The 14,685-nt window shown below is 61.4% G+C and carries 13 protein-coding genes, 1 rRNA gene and 2 pseudogenes; 14 read left to right on the forward strand and 2 right to left on the reverse strand.

Annotation, left to right across the window (positions count from 1 at the left end; translation table 11 throughout):
• The 14 genes and pseudogenes from rrf to ACLCGK_RS32160 all read left to right on the forward strand — a co-directional run.
• Positions 1–101, forward strand: a 5S ribosomal RNA gene (gene rrf, locus ACLCGK_RS32095); the annotation flags it as partial.
• Positions 102–464: 363 nt separating this feature from the next.
• Positions 465–2,108: an acetolactate synthase large subunit gene (locus tag ACLCGK_RS32100; RefSeq protein ID WP_410953640.1), complete on the forward strand. Its 1,644-nt coding sequence runs from the start codon at positions 465–467 to the stop codon at positions 2,106–2,108.
• 322 nt (positions 2,109–2,430) lie between these two features.
• Positions 2,431–2,613: an NAD(P)-binding protein gene (locus ACLCGK_RS32105; protein WP_410953649.1), complete on the forward strand. Its 183-nt coding sequence runs from the start codon at positions 2,431–2,433 to the stop codon at positions 2,611–2,613.
• Positions 2,600–2,932: pseudogene (locus tag ACLCGK_RS32110) on the forward strand (amine oxidase); the annotation flags it as partial. The gene ACLCGK_RS32105 and the pseudogene ACLCGK_RS32110, both read left to right, overlap by 14 nt.
• 144 nt (positions 2,933–3,076) lie before the next feature.
• On the forward strand, positions 3,077–3,973 hold the full coding sequence (locus tag ACLCGK_RS32115) for a nitrilase family protein (RefSeq protein WP_054571840.1): 897 nt from the start codon (positions 3,077–3,079) through the stop codon (positions 3,971–3,973).
• 10 nt (positions 3,974–3,983) lie between these two features.
• Positions 3,984–5,137, forward strand: a pseudogene (locus ACLCGK_RS32120) (hypothetical protein).
• Entirely contained in the window at positions 5,134–6,123 is a 990-nt protein-coding gene (locus tag ACLCGK_RS32125) for an asparaginase (protein WP_410953641.1), read from the forward strand. The pseudogene ACLCGK_RS32120 and the gene ACLCGK_RS32125 overlap by 4 nt, the downstream one beginning before the upstream one ends.
• Positions 6,124–6,214: 91 nt before the next feature.
• Positions 6,215–6,766: a UPF0149 family protein gene (locus tag ACLCGK_RS32130; RefSeq protein WP_100413306.1), complete on the forward strand. Its 552-nt coding sequence runs from the start codon at positions 6,215–6,217 to the stop codon at positions 6,764–6,766.
• A 5-nt stretch (positions 6,767–6,771) separates the two neighbouring features.
• Complete coding sequence (locus ACLCGK_RS32135; RefSeq protein ID WP_085721556.1) at positions 6,772–7,329, forward strand: UPF0149 family protein; 558 nt, start codon at positions 6,772–6,774, stop codon at positions 7,327–7,329.
• Between the two features lie 279 nt (positions 7,330–7,608).
• A complete protein-coding gene (locus ACLCGK_RS32140; RefSeq protein ID WP_015271508.1) occupies positions 7,609–8,238 on the forward strand; it encodes a glutathione S-transferase family protein in 630 nt (209 codons plus the stop codon).
• 27 nt (positions 8,239–8,265) lie between these two features.
• Positions 8,266–10,302 (forward strand): pyridoxamine 5'-phosphate oxidase family protein, encoded by a 2,037-nt coding sequence (locus ACLCGK_RS32145; RefSeq protein ID WP_410953642.1) that lies wholly within the window; start codon positions 8,266–8,268, stop codon positions 10,300–10,302.
• A 213-nt stretch (positions 10,303–10,515) separates the two neighbouring features.
• A complete protein-coding gene (locus tag ACLCGK_RS32150; RefSeq protein ID WP_410953643.1) occupies positions 10,516–11,412 on the forward strand; it encodes a LysR family transcriptional regulator in 897 nt (298 codons plus the stop codon).
• Positions 11,413–11,765: 353 nt separating this feature from the next.
• Complete coding sequence (locus ACLCGK_RS32155) at positions 11,766–12,005, forward strand: type II toxin-antitoxin system RelB/DinJ family antitoxin (RefSeq protein WP_207838200.1); 240 nt, start codon at positions 11,766–11,768, stop codon at positions 12,003–12,005.
• Positions 11,995–12,282, forward strand: coding sequence for a type II toxin-antitoxin system RelE family toxin (locus ACLCGK_RS32160; RefSeq protein WP_241105932.1), 288 nt, complete (start codon positions 11,995–11,997; stop codon positions 12,280–12,282). Before ACLCGK_RS32155 ends, ACLCGK_RS32160 begins: the two co-directional genes overlap by 11 nt.
• Before the next feature lie 357 nt (positions 12,283–12,639).
• Here the strand turns inward: ACLCGK_RS32160 and ACLCGK_RS32165 are convergent, their stop codons facing one another.
• Both ACLCGK_RS32165 and ACLCGK_RS32170 read right to left on the reverse strand, forming a co-directional pair.
• Positions 12,640–13,053, reverse strand: coding sequence for a Bro-N domain-containing protein (locus ACLCGK_RS32165; protein WP_410953644.1), 414 nt, complete (start codon positions 13,051–13,053; stop codon positions 12,640–12,642).
• Between the two features lie 199 nt (positions 13,054–13,252).
• Entirely contained in the window at positions 13,253–14,503 is a 1,251-nt protein-coding gene (locus ACLCGK_RS32170; RefSeq protein WP_015271500.1) for a ribonucleotide-diphosphate reductase subunit beta, read from the reverse strand.
• Between the last annotated feature and the right edge of the window lie 182 nt (positions 14,504–14,685).

Raw genomic sequence — 14,685 nt, forward strand, 5'->3', positions numbered from 1 at the left:
GCATTGGAACCACCTGATCCCATCCCGAACTCAGCAGTGAAACGATGCATCGCCGATGGTAGTGTGGGGTTTCCCCATGTGAGAGTAGGTCATCGTCAAGATTCATTTCGCAAAACCCCTATCTGCGCATGCAGGTAGGGGTTTTGTCTTTCTGGCGCAAAAATTCCCGGGCATACGCAGTCCCTGTGGGAGCGGGTTCACCCGCGAACACCGGCATAGCCGGTGCCATCCACCACGTCGCCCGCTTCGCGGCGGTTCGACGCCTCGACACGCCTGCTCCCACCCCGACCGCAAAATACCCAGGCTGCGAAAATATTCCCGTCACATTCACGTGACTTTCCCGCGTCCACCCTACGTCAAGACTTTGGTTCGGGGCACTCCTGGCCCCGGGCTGAGCGATGCCAGCGTACCGTGCTGCGCATTTCCGGACTTCCACCGTCCCATCACTTGAGGTAGCAAGCAAGATGGCCAAGGCCGCCGATGTCGTTGTGCAATGCCTGGAAAACGAAGGTGTCGAGTATGTATTCGGTATTCCCGGTGAAGAAAACCTCGACCTGCTGGAATCCCTGCGCAAGTCGAAGATCAAGCTGGTACTGACTCGCCACGAGCAGTCCGCAGGCTTCATGGCTGCCACCTATGGTCGCCTGACCGGCAAGACCGGCGTCAGCCTGTCGACCCTCGGCCCTGGCGCCACCAACCTGGTCACCGCCAGCGCCTACGCCTACCTGGGCGGCATGCCGATGATGATGATCACCGGCCAGAAGCCGATCAAGAAGTCCAAGCAGGGCCGCTTCCAGATCATCGACGTGTGCGGCATGATGGACCCCATCACCAAGTACACCCACCAGTTCGCCTCCGCCGACAACATACCGGCCCGTATGCGCGAAGCCTTCCGCCTGGCCGAAGAAGAGAAGCCGGGTGCCGTGCACCTGGAGCTGCCGGAAGACATCGCTGCCGAGCAGACCGAAAGCCTGCCGATCCCGCCTAGCCTGAGCCGCCGCCCGCTGGCCGAGCACAAGGCCATCGAAGCCGCCGTGGAAAAACTGCAGAAAGCTCGCAACCCGATCCTGGTGATCGGCGCCGGTGCCAACCGCAAGATGACCGCCAAGGTCCTCAAGCAGCTGATCGACAAGACCGGCATCCCGTTCATCACCACCCAGATGGGCAAAGGTGTGGTCGACGAGCGCCACCCGCGCTTCCTGGGCAACGCCGCACTGTCGTCGGGTGACTTCGTGCACCGCGCCGTCGAAGCCGCCGACCTGATCGTCAACATCGGCCACGACGTGATCGAGAAGCCGCCGTTCTTCATGGTCCGTGGCGGCACCGAGGTCATCCACATCAACTTCCGCTCCGCCGAAGTCGATGCCGTGTACTTCCCGCAGGTTGAAGTGATCGGCGATATCGCCAATGCCGTATGGCAGATCAGCGAAGCGCTGACCGACACCACACACTGGGACTTCACCCGCCTGATGGCCATCCGTGAAGCCAACGAGGCACAGATCGCCGAAGGTGCCGACGACAACCGCTTCCCGGTCTACCCGCAGCGCATGGTCGCCGACATCCGTCGCGTGCTGCCGTCCGAAGGCATCGTTGCCCTGGACAACGGCATCTACAAGATCTGGTTCGCCCGCAACTACAAGGCGCACAAGCCGAACACCGTACTGCTGGACAATGCCCTGGCGACCATGGGAGCCGGCCTGCCATCGGCCATGGCCGCGCACCTGGTGCACCCGGACCGCCCGGTTATTTCGGTTTGCGGCGATGGCGGCTTCATGATGAACAGCCAGGAGCTGGAAACTGCGGTACGCCTGGGCATGCATATCACCGTGGTGATCCTGCGTGACGACGGCTACGGCATGATCCGCTGGAAGCAGGCCAACATGGGCTTCACCGATTTCGGCCTGGACTACGGCAACCCGGACTTCGTCAAGTACGCCGAAGCCTACGGTGCCAACGGCCACCACGTGGAAAGCGCCGAAGGCCTGCTGCCGCTGCTGGAGCACTGTATCAAGACCCCGGGCGTGCACGTGATCGACTGCCCGGTCGATTACAGCGAGAACGACCGCATCCTCAACAGCGAGCTGCGTGAGCGCGCGCTGGCGGTTTAAGGTGTAACGGCTTTATTGACATCAACCCGGCCACCACAGATATCTCCCGATCCTGTGGTGGCCAGTTGGTGCTAATTAACAACCTCCTCACGCATCTCTTGATTGATCATTCTCATGTTCCCAACTCATTGAGAACACGAGACCATGACCATCGGCTCAACACACAACCATCCTGCTGATCTGGCTATCGAGCCATCCCTGTCCGTAAAGCCGTGGGCTGCGCGTTACCCTAACCCCTCCTGATCTTTGCTTTGATTATCGCCGTCTACTCGAACAAGAGGGCGGAGTTGCATACGCCACTCAGCCGGATCACCGGATATGTATTGTCGGTGCTGGTGTTACCGGGCTAACTGCAGCCCGAGAATTGCTACGTTGCGGCTTTACCCGTATCACCTTGATCGAGCAGTCCCGACGTGTGGGTGGGCGTCACCTTACGCTGGTGAATAACGCAGGAAATCACAAGCAACCTGTAACCCCTTTTGAAATGGGGGAGCAACGTGGCTGAACCCATATCGCCTTATATCGATACCCGAAACATTCGCATACAGCGTTGGATGACTGATCGAAACGCGCTTGGCTGCGCAAAGTTGTATCGGGCTGGGACCTATTACGATGCAGTGAGCCTGATGAAGTACAACCGTGATCTGAGTGCCAGTTCAGGGTTGTATCTGGCTGGAGAGTCCTTCTCTGTTGACGCCGGCTGGACCGAGCCGTGTTTACGCACGGCGCTTGATGTGGTCATCAACCTATGCAACAGAACATCGGCATCGTTCAATGGTGGCTTTACCCTGAACCACTACCCACATTATCAAGCTGGGAAATAGCTGCATCCGGGAGTTTTTGTGGGGAATTTCCTACTGGAACACTTCTCTTGTCCTTCGATCCCATAGGAACTCCCCGACTGTCACTCCCCCGCCCAACCCCGCTTTACTGGCGCCCTTCCAAAACAACCATAAAAGGAAGCCGCCATGTCTGAACACTGCACGCCCGTTAGCCCCGTACGTATCGCTGTCATCCAGTACGACCCTCAGGTCGGGCTGGAGCATTGCGATGGCAACCTGAGCAAGGGCCTGGCATTGGCCCGGTGCGCGGCGCGTGAAGGCGCCAACCTGATCGTGCTACCCGAGCTGGCCAACACCGGCTACACCTTCCACACGCGTGCAGAGGCCTATGCCCATGCCGAAACGCTGGAGGAGGGGCGCAGCCTGAAAGCCTGGGCGGATTTCGCCAAGGAGTACCAGGTATATCTGGCTGCGGGTTTTGCCGAACGCGAGGGACTGAAACTTTTCGACAGTGCCGCACTGTTCGGTCCGCAAGGCTTGCTCGGGCATTACCGCAAGGCGCACCTGTGGAACCAGGAAAAGCTCTGGTTCACCCCTGGCGACCTGGGCTTCCCAGTGTTCGAGACACCGATCGGCCGTATCGGCCTGCTGATCTGCTGGGATATCTGGTTCCCGGAAGTGCCGCGGCTGATGGCTGCGCAAGGCGCCGACATCATCTGCAGCCTGAACAACTGGGTATGGACGCCGCCACCGCTGTTCGATGAATCAGGGCGCTGCATGGCGTCCTACCTGACCATGACGGCGGCACACGCCAACAACGTCTATATCGCTGCCGCCAATCGTATAGGTAGCGAGCGGGGTGGTCGCTTCCTGGGCTGTTCACTGATTGCCGGTACCAATGGCTGGCCTATTGGCGAGGTGGCCAGTGCAGAGGAGGAGGGCATTCTCTACGCTGATGTCGACCTCAGCAGCGCCCGCTCGGCGCCGATCTGGAACAGCCTCAACGACTTGCCGCGGGACAGGCGCACCGATCTTTACGATGCGACGCTTGGCTATCGCCTTCATGCACCTATGCCCCGCTGAGGAGTTGCACATGAAAACGCAACTCTTCCCCAACCGGCAGCGTTCGTCGGTGTTGATCCTTGCCTGCCTGCTGGTGCTGCTGGCCGCCAGCCTCGTACAGGGCCAATGGCCGGACTACACGCAATTGGCAGCGACGCTTGATCAGCCGCTAAGCCGCTTGCGTTGGATAGTTGGTGATATCAGCGAAGTGGCCTTCTATAAGCACGAGTTGCCCGCCCTGGGCTTGCTACTGGGAGCTTGCCTGGCGCATTGGGCCCATGTGCATGGGTATCGCTGGCACGGCTTTGCCATCTGCTACGGCAGCGGACTATGGCCGTGGGTGTTCACCAGTTCACTGCTGGGCTTGTTGCTCAGTCACGCGTTGTGGGGATGGACCTTGGCCAGTGGCACCTGGCAACCAACCTTCGTTGCTTTCGTATCCTTGCCAGCAGCCATGGTGCTGTTGTTTGGTGCGGGTTGGCAGGTGACCATCACCGGCGCACTGCTGGGAGCGCTGTTGGTAACACCAGCCAGCCTGTTGATGGTCAACTACCTGTGCTATCCCCTGCAGTTGCCGGTGGTAGTCGGCAACGTAAGTGGCATGGCGCTGGCAAGCGTGATTGCGTTCATGCTGTGCTGGCGCTTTCCATCATGGGTACGGCCAAGCCACCCGACCGCCGCACCTGAATCCGATGCGGCCCAGCCCGACTACGGTGTGGCCTGGACCTTGCGGCGTGTACTGGCCGATTTCAGCGAAGCGCCATTCTTCGGTAATGAACTGGCCAGCCTCGGGCTGCTGTTGGGGGTGTTCCTGGCATACATGCTGGCCCCCGCTGCGCCAGTCTACGGTTCGCTGCTGCTGATACCGCTGGTTGCCGGGCAGGCGCTGGCACACTGGTGGGAGTCGTGTTCTGGCGTCGCAAATGGCAGGCGCGAGGCTGGTACCCCACTTACATTCCCATCGTCTCTATCGTACCTGCCGCTGTGCTCACCCACGGTGGAGGCTGGCAAGTGGTCGTAGCCAGTGCAGTGCTGGGCGCGCTGGTAGCGCCACCGTTGGCAGTGGCCATCAGTCAGCGCTTGCCGGCCTACATGCATGGTTACATCGGCAATGTAGTGTCGATGGCCATCAGCACACTGGCGATCGTTCCGCTGGTCGGGCTGCTTGCTGGAGGTGGCGTATGAAAGCGCATGCAAACCTGCCCAAGTTGTCGATTGCCAGCCTTGGAGGGACGGTGAGCATGCGGGCAAGTGCGAGCGAATGGGGGGTGATGCCCAAGCTTGACTGCGATGAACAACTGGCCGAGTTGCCGCAACTGCGTGAGATGGCCCAGCTTGAAGCTGCCACTTTGGGTCTGCTCCCCAGTGCCTCGCTGGGCTTTGCGGCGATGCTCGAGGTGCTGGCCTGGGCCCGGGGCGAGGTGGCTCGCGGAGCACACGCGGTGATACTGACCCAAGGCACCGACAGCCTCGAGGAAACGGCGTATTTCCTCGATCTGCTCTGGCCGTTCGATGCGCCATTGGTAATGACCGGTGCCATGCGCGCGGCCAGCCAGCCGGGCAACGACGGCCCGGCCAACCTGCTGGCTGCGGCGCAGGTTGCACTGGCGCCGGGCAGCCGTGGGCGCGGCGTTCTGGTACTGATGAATGATCAGGTCCACTGTGCTGCAAGGGTTCGCAAGACGGCAAGCCTCGCGATGGCTGCATTCGAATCGCCCGGGTGCGGAGCGCTGGGCGATGTTGTGGAAGGTGCCGTGGTATATCGTCAGCCACCTGGCCCACGAGATGTGCTGCCGTTACCGCATCGCACCGAGCACCGGGTTGCAATGTTGGAAGCGTGCCTGGACGCAGATACGGCGTTGTTGAAGGCTACAGCGGCACTGGGCTACGAGGGGCTGGTCATCGCCGGTTTTGGTGCCGGCCACGTTTCCGGTAGCTGGTCCGAAGTGCTTGGCCATCTCGCGCCTACCTTGCCAGTGATTGTTGCTACCCGCACAGGCAGTGGCCCAACAGCCACGGCCTCTTACGGTTTTGCCGGTGCCGAGATCGATCTGCAGAGCAAGGGGGTACATATGGCGGGGCAGCTGTGTCCGCGCAAGTGTCGCATTCTGCTATGGCTGTTGATCGGAACTGGCAGGCAGCAACTGCTGCATGGCTGGTTGCCACGTTAAGCAATCTGCCCGCAAAGCTGTAAGCGCGGGCAGCCCTTCGGGCGTTGCTGTGCTAGGGTGCACACACTTTTGCTTCCCAGGATGTTCACCCATGCTCCCCGCACTCAGCGAAAAAGAACTCGACCGCCTCGAAGACCTGCTGATCACCTACGGCAATGACTACTCGGTACTCAACCTGGCCGAGCTCAATGGCTTTTTCACTGCACTGGCCAGCTCACCGACCACTGTCACCCCGGAACAGTGGCTGCCCGCGGTGGCTGGTGGCAAGGTGCCGAAATTCAAGAAGCCGGCGCATGAAGAGGCGTATACGGCATTGATGCTGCGCTATGCCAGCCAGGTGGCGGAGGAGTTGGGGGACGACGTCGATCACTTCGAACCGCTGTTCGAGGAAAGTGAAGGCGAGGCAGGCACGGTGGTCGTGATGGAGGAATGGTGCTTCGGCTATATGCGCGGCACCCAGGTCGCTGGCTGGGCCGAGCTGCCGCCGGAGCAGGACCAACTGCTCAAGGCCATTTCGCTGCATGGGCTGGAGGACAACTTCGAGTTGCTGGACCAGATGAGCGAAGCGGATATCCAGTCCTGCGTGCCTCAGGTGACCGAGGCAGCACGCAGGCTTTACCGTTACCACCGGCTGCAGGATTGACCTCTATGAGTAACCCCATCACCGACCAGGAGTTGGACGAGCTGGGAGAGCTGCTTTTCAAGTATGGCAATGATGACGCGATACTTGATGTCAGTGAACTCGATGGCTTTGTGAATGCCCTATGCAGCTCGCCGCATATGCTGCCACCAAGTGAGTGGCTGCCGGAGGTTTCTGGCGGCAAATTGCCTCGGTTCAAAAGCAAGGCCCAGGCTCAGCGCTACACGGATTTGATCATCAAGTTTTACAATACCGTCGCGATCATGCTCAGCGAAGCCACGGATGAGCTGAATCTGTTCTTTGAGGTCAGAGATACTGCGCAGGGCGAAATTGTAGTGCTTGAAGAGTGGTGCTTCGGGTACATGCGGGGTGTTCGTTTGGGACGATGGACAGAATTACCTGCCCATCTTCAAAAATATCTCGACGCTATTGCCTTGCACGGTTCGGAGGAAAATTTTTCCGTCCTGGACAAGATGAGCCTCGAAGAACACCAAGCCACTGTGCCGTTGGTGGTAGATGCTGTGCATGTTCTTTACCTCTACCAACGGCAGCAGCGATTGGGCTGATTTCTCTGATTTAGCAGGGACCTGTGGGAGCGGCTTTAGCCGCGAACACCGGCGCAGCCGGTGCCAGGCACCGCGTTGGATTCTTCGCGGCTAAAGCCGTTCCCACGGGAGGGTGTAGTGCTTTTGGAGCGGGCTTGCCCGCGAGGAGGCCAGAAGCCTGAGTGCATTATTCCGCTCCGCGAAATTATGGTTTCCCCGCCACACGGATTCTGCTGCCAGCCGAACCGGTGCAGCATGTGCTCCACCAGCCCACCCCGGTGCTGATCAGGAGCCAAGCCAATGTCGAACCCGATCAAGCTTTACAACTTCCCCAAGTCCGGCCACGCCCATCGCATCGAGCTGATGCTTTCGCTGCTGAACCTGCCCACCGAGCTGGTGTTCGTCGACCTGGCCAAAGGCGCGCACAAGCAGCCGGACTTCCTGGCCCTCAACCCGTTCGGCCAGGTCCCGGTCATAGACGACAACGGCACGGTGATCGCCGACTCCAATGCCATCCTGGTGTACCTGGCCAAGAAGTACGACAACGGCACTTGGCTCCCCGAGGAGCCCGCTGCCGCCGCCCGCGTCCAGCGCTGGCTGTCGGTCGCTGCCGGCCCGTTGGCCTTCGGCCCTGCTGCCGCGCGTCTGGTCACGGTGTTCGGAGCCTCGTTCAACACCGACGAAGTGATTACCCGCGCCCATACCCTGCTGAAGGTGATCGACGCCGAGCTGGCCAAAACGCCCTTCCTGGCCGGTAGCACACCCACCATCGCCGATATCGCCAACTACTCCTACATCGCCCACGCACCGGAGGGCAATGTGTCGCTGGAGCCCTATGCCAACGTACGCAGCTGGCTGGCGCGGATCGAGGCGCTGCCGCGCTTCGTGCCCATGCCACGCACCGTGATCGGCCTGCAGACCAGCGCCTGATATCCCGCCACTGCGAGGAACGCCGCCATGCAACAGAACCCGGACCACCACTCCTCGCCCTGGCATGCGGGGGAGAAGACCCTGCAGGAAAAAGCCGGTGTCGCGGAGCGCATGGAGGCGTTCGGGCAGAAGGTCATTCGTGACTACATGCCCGACCAGCATCGTATTTTCTATCACCAGTTGCCGTTCATGGTCGCCGCCAGCGTGGACGCACTGGGGCGGCCCTGGGCAACGCTGCTGGAAGGGCCGGAAGGTTTCGTCAGCTCGCCGGACCCGCGCCAGCTGACGATCGACACTCAACTGCCAGCAGACGATCCCGCCACCCCGGGGCTGGCTGCCGGGCAGGCGGTCGGCCTGTTGGGGATCGAACTGCACACCCGCCGGCGCAACCGCCTCAACGGCCAGATCCACCAGGCCGGCGACGGGCAACTGCAGGTGACTGTGGAGCAGTCGTTCGGCAACTGCCCGCAGTACATCCAGCTGCGTGACTACACCCGTGTCGCGGAACCCGCCCAAGGGCGTGTCGATGCGACGACACTCGATGCCTCGGCTGTCAGCGTGATCCAGGCAGCCGACACCTTCTTTGTCGCCAGCTATGTCGAGCATGTCAACGGCCAGCGTTCGGTGGATGTCTCCCACCGTGGCGGGCGGCCCGGGTTCATCAAGGTCGAAGGCAACCGCCTCACCATCCCCGACTATGCTGGCAACCTGCACTTCAACACCTTGGGCAACCTGCTGGTGAACCCGCAAGCAGGGTTGCTATTCATCGATTTCAGCAACGGCAACGTGTTGCAGCTATACGGGCATGCCGAGTTGCTGCTGGACAGCCCCGCCATCCAGGCGTTCGAAGGCGCCGAGCGCTTGTGGACGCTGGAGGTCGAGCAGGTGGTGCGGCGCCCGGCTGCCGTTTCCCTGCGTTGGGCCTTCAAGGAGTACGCCCCGACTAGCCTGATGACCGGCACCTGGGCCGAGGCCGACATACGCCTGCAGCAACGCCAGCGGCAGCGCCAATGGCAGGCCTGGCGTGTGCTGCGGGTGGAGCAGGAAAGCCGTGATATCCGCTCGTTCTACCTTGAGCCTCCTGCTGGCAGTGCGATGGCCTTTGCGCCCGGGCAGCATGTTCCGGTGCAAGTCCAGCTCGACGGTGAGGCGGCGCTGATCCGCACCTACAGCCTGTCCAGCGCGCCTTCCGACGGTTACCTGCGCATCAGCGTCAAAGCCCAGGGCCCGGCCTCGCGGCACCTGCATGAGCACGTCGTGGCAGGCGATGTGCTGAACGTGCGCTCGCCGATGGGCAGCTTCACGCTGGACCAGCAGAGTACGCGGCCGCTGGTGCTGATCGGCGCGGGTGTGGGTATCACGCCGTTACTGGCCATGCTGCGCGAGCAGTTGAGCAAGGGGCAGGCACGGCGCATTCATCTGTTCCATGGTGCGCGCAGCCTGGCCGACCTGCCGTTCCGTGAGGAGCTGGCAAGTTTGCGGCAACAGGCCGGCGGCCTGCTGCACGTTTACCGCGCCCTGAGCCAGCCGGAAGAGCATGCGCTGGCGGGGCGTGATTACGAGTTTGCCGGTCGGCTGGGTATCGAGCAGGTCAAGGCGACGCTGGCGCTGGACGACTACGATTTCTACCTGTGCGGCCCAGGCAGTTTTACCCAGGACCTGTATGAAGGGCTGCGCGGGCTGCATGTGCCGGATGCGCGGATTCATGCCGAAGCCTTTGGCCCGTCAACGCTCCGGCGGCACACCGACGATGACCAGCCCACCCTGCAACAGCCGCCCGCGGCCAGCGAGCCGGTGCCGGTGTACTTTGCGGCTTCGGCCAAGGAGGCGCGCTGGGCGCCCGGTAGCGGGACGCTGCTGGAGCTGGCCGAGGCTCGCGGATTGTCGCCGGAGTTCAGTTGCCGAGGTGGGTCGTGTGGTACCTGCAAGACACGGTTGGTCAGTGGTCAGGTGCATTACCCGAACCCGCCGGCCGAGCTGCCGGAGGCGGGGTCGGTGCTGATCTGTTGTGCCGTGCCGGCGCGGGTCGAGGAGGGGGGGCAGGCGTTGGTGCTGGATATCTGATCGTGCGCGGTCCCCTGTAGGAGCGGCCTTGTGTCGCGAAAGGGCCGCAGCGGGGCCCCAGGATTTCAGTAGTGAAGCATCAATTGCTGGGGCTGCTGTGCAGCCCTTTCGCGACACAAGGCCGCTCCTACAAGGGACCGCGTACGGGACAGAGGCAACACAAAACGCTCGGATGAAAGATAATCCCGGCACTTCATAGCCCCAGGAGCCCGCATGGACCAGATCCACCTGATGAAGGTGTTCGTCGCCGTAGGCGAGCTGGAAAGCTTCGCCGCCGCTGCCCGCCGTCTGGACATCTCCCCTGCCGCAGTCACCCGCGCCGTTAGCGCCCTGGAGGATCAGCTGGGGGTCAAACTGCTGCTGCGCACCACCCGCAGCGTACGCCTGACCGAAGCCGGTGGCCGCTATCTGGAAGACACCCGCCATATCCTCGCCAGCATCCACGAGGCCAACGAAGCCGCCGCCGGCATCAACTCAACCCCCAAGGGGGACCTTGCCGTCACCGCGCCCATCCTGTTCGGCAAGAAGTTCGTCATGCCGTGCATCGTCCACTACCTGCAGCAGTACCCCGAGGTCGACGTTTCCGCCTACTTCCTCGACCGCATCGTCAACATGGTCGAAGAGGGCATGGACGTGGCCGTTCGTATCGGCCCCTTGCCCGACTCCGGGCTCAAAGCACTGCGGGTGGGCAGGGTCCGGCGCATGCTGTGCGCCTCTCCCGAATATCTGGCGCGCCATGGCGTGCCGAAGCACCCGTCCGACCTGGCGGAGCATGCGGTGATCGGCACCACCAACCTGTCGCCGCGAGCCGGCTGGCGTTTCGGAGTAACCGATGAACCAACGTTGGTGCGCATGAAGCCTCGCTTGACGGTGACCAGCAATGACGGGGCAATCGCTGCCGCCAGCGGCGGGTTGGGAATTGCCCGCCTGCTGTCGTATCAGGTCGCGGATGAGGTGGCCAGTGGGCAGTTGCAGGTGATCCTTGCCGAATACGAAGAGGCGCCGTGGCCAATCCATATACTGCACCGGGAGAGCAAGTACGGTTCGGCCAAGGTCAGGGCCTTCATCGACATGCTGGCGCAGGATTTGCGAGCCCAGCAGCTGGATTGAAGTCGTGGACGGTACCTCTACCCTGAGCTATCTTCAGAACTGGCCTCGCCCTCGACCACGTAGACTGGCATGTCCAGTCCCGGCACCTTGTGGTGCCGCACCCCCTTGTCGGCGTGGGCGAGGCCTCTCAATTCGTATTCGGCCGCCCAAGGCGGTCGAGCCTGCTCGACCACTGCCATTCTGAAATCTCCCGAGCTACGCGATCCCCCGTGGGAGCGGCCTTGTGCCGCGAAAGGGCTGCGCCGCACCCCAGCAGTTCATGTCGCACTGCTTAGCCCCAGACAAACTGCCATTGCGAAATCGAAATGACGCGTGCATTGTAATGACAAACGTCTTTACCTTAGGGCCGACCCATGGCATCCATCAACATACGTGTCGACGACGAACTCAAAGCCCGCGCATACAAAGAGCTTGAGCGCCTCGGCGTTACCCCCTCCGAACTCATGCGCCAGGCTCTGCAATATGTTGCAGAGCGAGGCAAGCTGCCCTTCCGCCCTGTCCTGATGACTGAGGACGATGAAGATCTCATTGCGACTGTGAAAGAGCGGCTTGCTTCCCCGCAGCGCGTGAGGGTCCAGTTGGATGACCTATAGCCTCGACTTCGATTCACGTGCATTGAAAGAGTGGAAGAAGCTGGGCGATACGGTGCGTCAGCAGTTCAAGAAGAAACTGGCGGAAGTTCTGCTGAACCCTCGAATCGAGGCAAATCGCCTTCACTCGCTGCCTGACTGCTACAAGATAAAGCTGCGCAGCAGCGGGTATCGACTGGTCTATCAGGTCATTGACCAAGAGATCGTGGTTTTTGTCGTCGCTGTTGATCGTCGCGAACGGGACCAGGCATACAAGAAGGCTGCCGAGCGGCTTGAATAGACTTCAGGGATCTGGCGGTTCCAAGGTATCTCAGGGTACAGCGCAGCCCATAAGCTAGCGCTGTACCTGTGGGAGCGGGCGTGCCCGCGAAGAATGCGACGCGGTGGATGGCACCGGCTGTGCCGGTGTTCGCGGCCACGGCCGCTCCCACAGGTACAGCATTAACCTGAAGCCACCGCAGTACCTGTGGGAGCGGTTCACCCGCGAAGAGGCCCGCCCAGGCAAACCCGCCGCTTAAACCCCATGCAATCGCAGCGCCCGCTGCGCACACTCCCGCCAACTCAACTTCGGCTGCTCTACTGGCGGCAGCTGTTGCACTTCCCCAGCCAGCACCACCGGCATATCCCGCATCCTCACTCAAGGCTCACTCTGCCAATACAACAACGTCGCGCTCTGTCCCCCAGGCCAGCACATCTGCCCCAGTCGCGGGACATCTTCCACCCCGTCTTCCTGCCGATCACGCAACACCGCCACCACCTCATGCGTCAGCCACCAACGCAGATGCCGGTTCTCCGGCACATGGTGATGCGCCAACAAGGTATACGCCCCGGACTCGCTGACCATCGTGGTTTCCTGGTACTTGCCATAGCGCAGCAACTGCACGGAGCGGTACTGATCCGGGTCGAGCTTGCGCATGCAGTGTTCGTCGAAGAAGTGCCCGCTCAGCCGGCCGAGTTCGTGGGCGCAGAACCAGGCTTGGGATTCGAGCCAGAGGGTGTGGAGGGGGCGGTTGCGGCGGGTGAATAGGGTAGGTGTATTGAAACTGTTCATCTTGGCCATCCTGATGTGGAGAGCCGCTGCTAACGGGAACGGAATACCGCTGCGTGAGCGTTCTTAAGCGCCAACAGACGTTATCGCGACGATACAAAAGTCACAATGAGAACCTTGTAGGAAGCTTCCTCTTCGGCTTTTTTCCTGCCAATAAAAAAGGCTGCCAATCGGCAGCCTTCTCTATGCTTCGCCCGGACTATCAATCCCAGCTCAACGCCCCACCAGTCTGATACTCGATCACGCGGGTCTCGAAGAAGTTCTTCTCTTTCTTCAAGTCCATGATCTCGCTCATCCAAGGGAACGGGTTGGTGGTCCCTGGGTACTCTTCCTTCAGGCCAATCTGGGTCAGGCGACGGTTGGCGATGAACTTGAGGTAGTCTTCCATCATCGCTGCGTTCATGCCCAGCACGCCGCGAGGCATGGTGTCACGGGCGTATTCGATCTCCAGCTGGGTCCCTTGCAGGATCATCTGGGTCGCTTCTTCCTTCATCGCCGCGTCCCACAGGTGCGGGTTCTCGATCTTGATCTGGTTGATCACGTCGATACCGAAGTTCAGGTGCATCGACTCGTCACGCAGGATGTACTGGAACTGCTCGGCCACGCCGGTCATCTTGTTGCGGCGGCCCATGGACAGGATCTGGGTGAAGCCGCAGTAGAAGAAGATGCCTTCCAGCACGCAGTAGTAGGCGATCAGGTTGCGCAGCAGCTCTTTGTCGGTTTCGACGGTGCCGGTGTTGAATTCCGGATCGGAGATGGCGCGGGTGTACTTCAGGCCCCAGGCGGCTTTCTTCGCTACCGACGGGATCTCGTGGTACATGTTGAAGATCTCGCCTTCATCCATGCCCAGCGACTCGATGCAGTACTGGTAGGCGTGGGTGTGGATCGCCTCTTCGAAGGCCTGGCGCAGGATGTACTGGCGGCACTCCGGGTTGGTGATCAGGCGGTACACGGCCAGGGCCAGGTTGTTGGCTACCAGCGAGTCGGCAGTGGAGAAGAAGCCGAGGTTGCGCATGACGATGCGACGCTCGTCTTCGGTCAGGCCGTCCATGCTCTTCCACAGGGCGATGTCGGCGGTCATGTTGACCTCTTGCGGCATCCAGTGGTTGGCGCAGCCGTCCAGGTACTTCTGCCAGGCCCAGTCGTACTTGAACGGTACCAGCTGGTTGAGGTCGGCGCGGCAGTTGATCATGCGCTTTTCGTCAACACGCACGCGGGCGCTGGAGCCTTCCAGCTCGGCCAGGCCTTCGGCGATGTCGAGGTCGTTCAGGGCAGCCTTGGCGCGCTTGACGGCGTCGGAGTCGTCGGCGGTGGCGGCACGGGCTTCCAGGGCGGCGGCACCACCGGCGCTGTCGAGCTTGTCGAGGGTGGCGGCGGCAGCGGCCTGCGCAGGGGTGTTGCCTTTGGCGGCTACTTCGCCGTCTTCTTTATCGAATTCGTCCCAACTCAGCATGGTGAGATGCTCCTGCTTGAGGGCCATCTATCAAGTATGGCCGGTGGATCTTGGTTGCGGTGCGGTGCACGCAAATCTGAGGTGCCCGAAAAGGGCTGGCCGCGGCTTTGCAGCCACGGCTTGTTGTGTCTGGCTGTGGAGAGGCGGCGGGAGTGCCGGCCTCATCGCGGGTGAACCCGCTC

The sequence above is a fragment of the Pseudomonas sp. S1(2024) genome (genome assembly GCF_046557535.1).

What these genes read in the sequence shown, in the direction of transcription:
- ACLCGK_RS32130 (WP_100413306.1), top strand. Translation starts at nt 6,215, where the DNA reads ATGCTCCCCGCACTCAGCGAAAAAGAACTCGACCGCCTCGAAGACCTG.
- ACLCGK_RS32160 (WP_241105932.1), top strand. Translation starts at nt 11,995, where the DNA reads ATGACCTATAGCCTCGACTTCGATTCACGTGCATTGAAAGAGTGGAAG.
- ACLCGK_RS32155 (WP_207838200.1), top strand. Translation starts at nt 11,766, where the DNA reads ATGGCATCCATCAACATACGTGTCGACGACGAACTCAAAGCCCGCGCA.
- ACLCGK_RS32125 (WP_410953641.1), top strand. Translation starts at nt 5,134, where the DNA reads ATGAAAGCGCATGCAAACCTGCCCAAGTTGTCGATTGCCAGCCTTGGA.
- ACLCGK_RS32135 (WP_085721556.1), top strand. Translation starts at nt 6,772, where the DNA reads ATGAGTAACCCCATCACCGACCAGGAGTTGGACGAGCTGGGAGAGCTG.
- ACLCGK_RS32150 (WP_410953643.1), top strand. Translation starts at nt 10,516, where the DNA reads ATGGACCAGATCCACCTGATGAAGGTGTTCGTCGCCGTAGGCGAGCTG.
- ACLCGK_RS32140 (WP_015271508.1), top strand. Translation starts at nt 7,609, where the DNA reads ATGTCGAACCCGATCAAGCTTTACAACTTCCCCAAGTCCGGCCACGCC.
- ACLCGK_RS32115 (WP_054571840.1), top strand. Translation starts at nt 3,077, where the DNA reads ATGTCTGAACACTGCACGCCCGTTAGCCCCGTACGTATCGCTGTCATC.
- ACLCGK_RS32100 (WP_410953640.1), top strand. Translation starts at nt 465, where the DNA reads ATGGCCAAGGCCGCCGATGTCGTTGTGCAATGCCTGGAAAACGAAGGT.
- ACLCGK_RS32170 (WP_015271500.1), bottom strand. Translation starts at nt 14,503, where the DNA reads ATGCTGAGTTGGGACGAATTCGATAAAGAAGACGGCGAAGTAGCCGCC.
- ACLCGK_RS32165 (WP_410953644.1), bottom strand. Translation starts at nt 13,053, where the DNA reads ATGAACAGTTTCAATACACCTACCCTATTCACCCGCCGCAACCGCCCC.
- ACLCGK_RS32145 (WP_410953642.1), top strand. Translation starts at nt 8,266, where the DNA reads ATGCAACAGAACCCGGACCACCACTCCTCGCCCTGGCATGCGGGGGAG.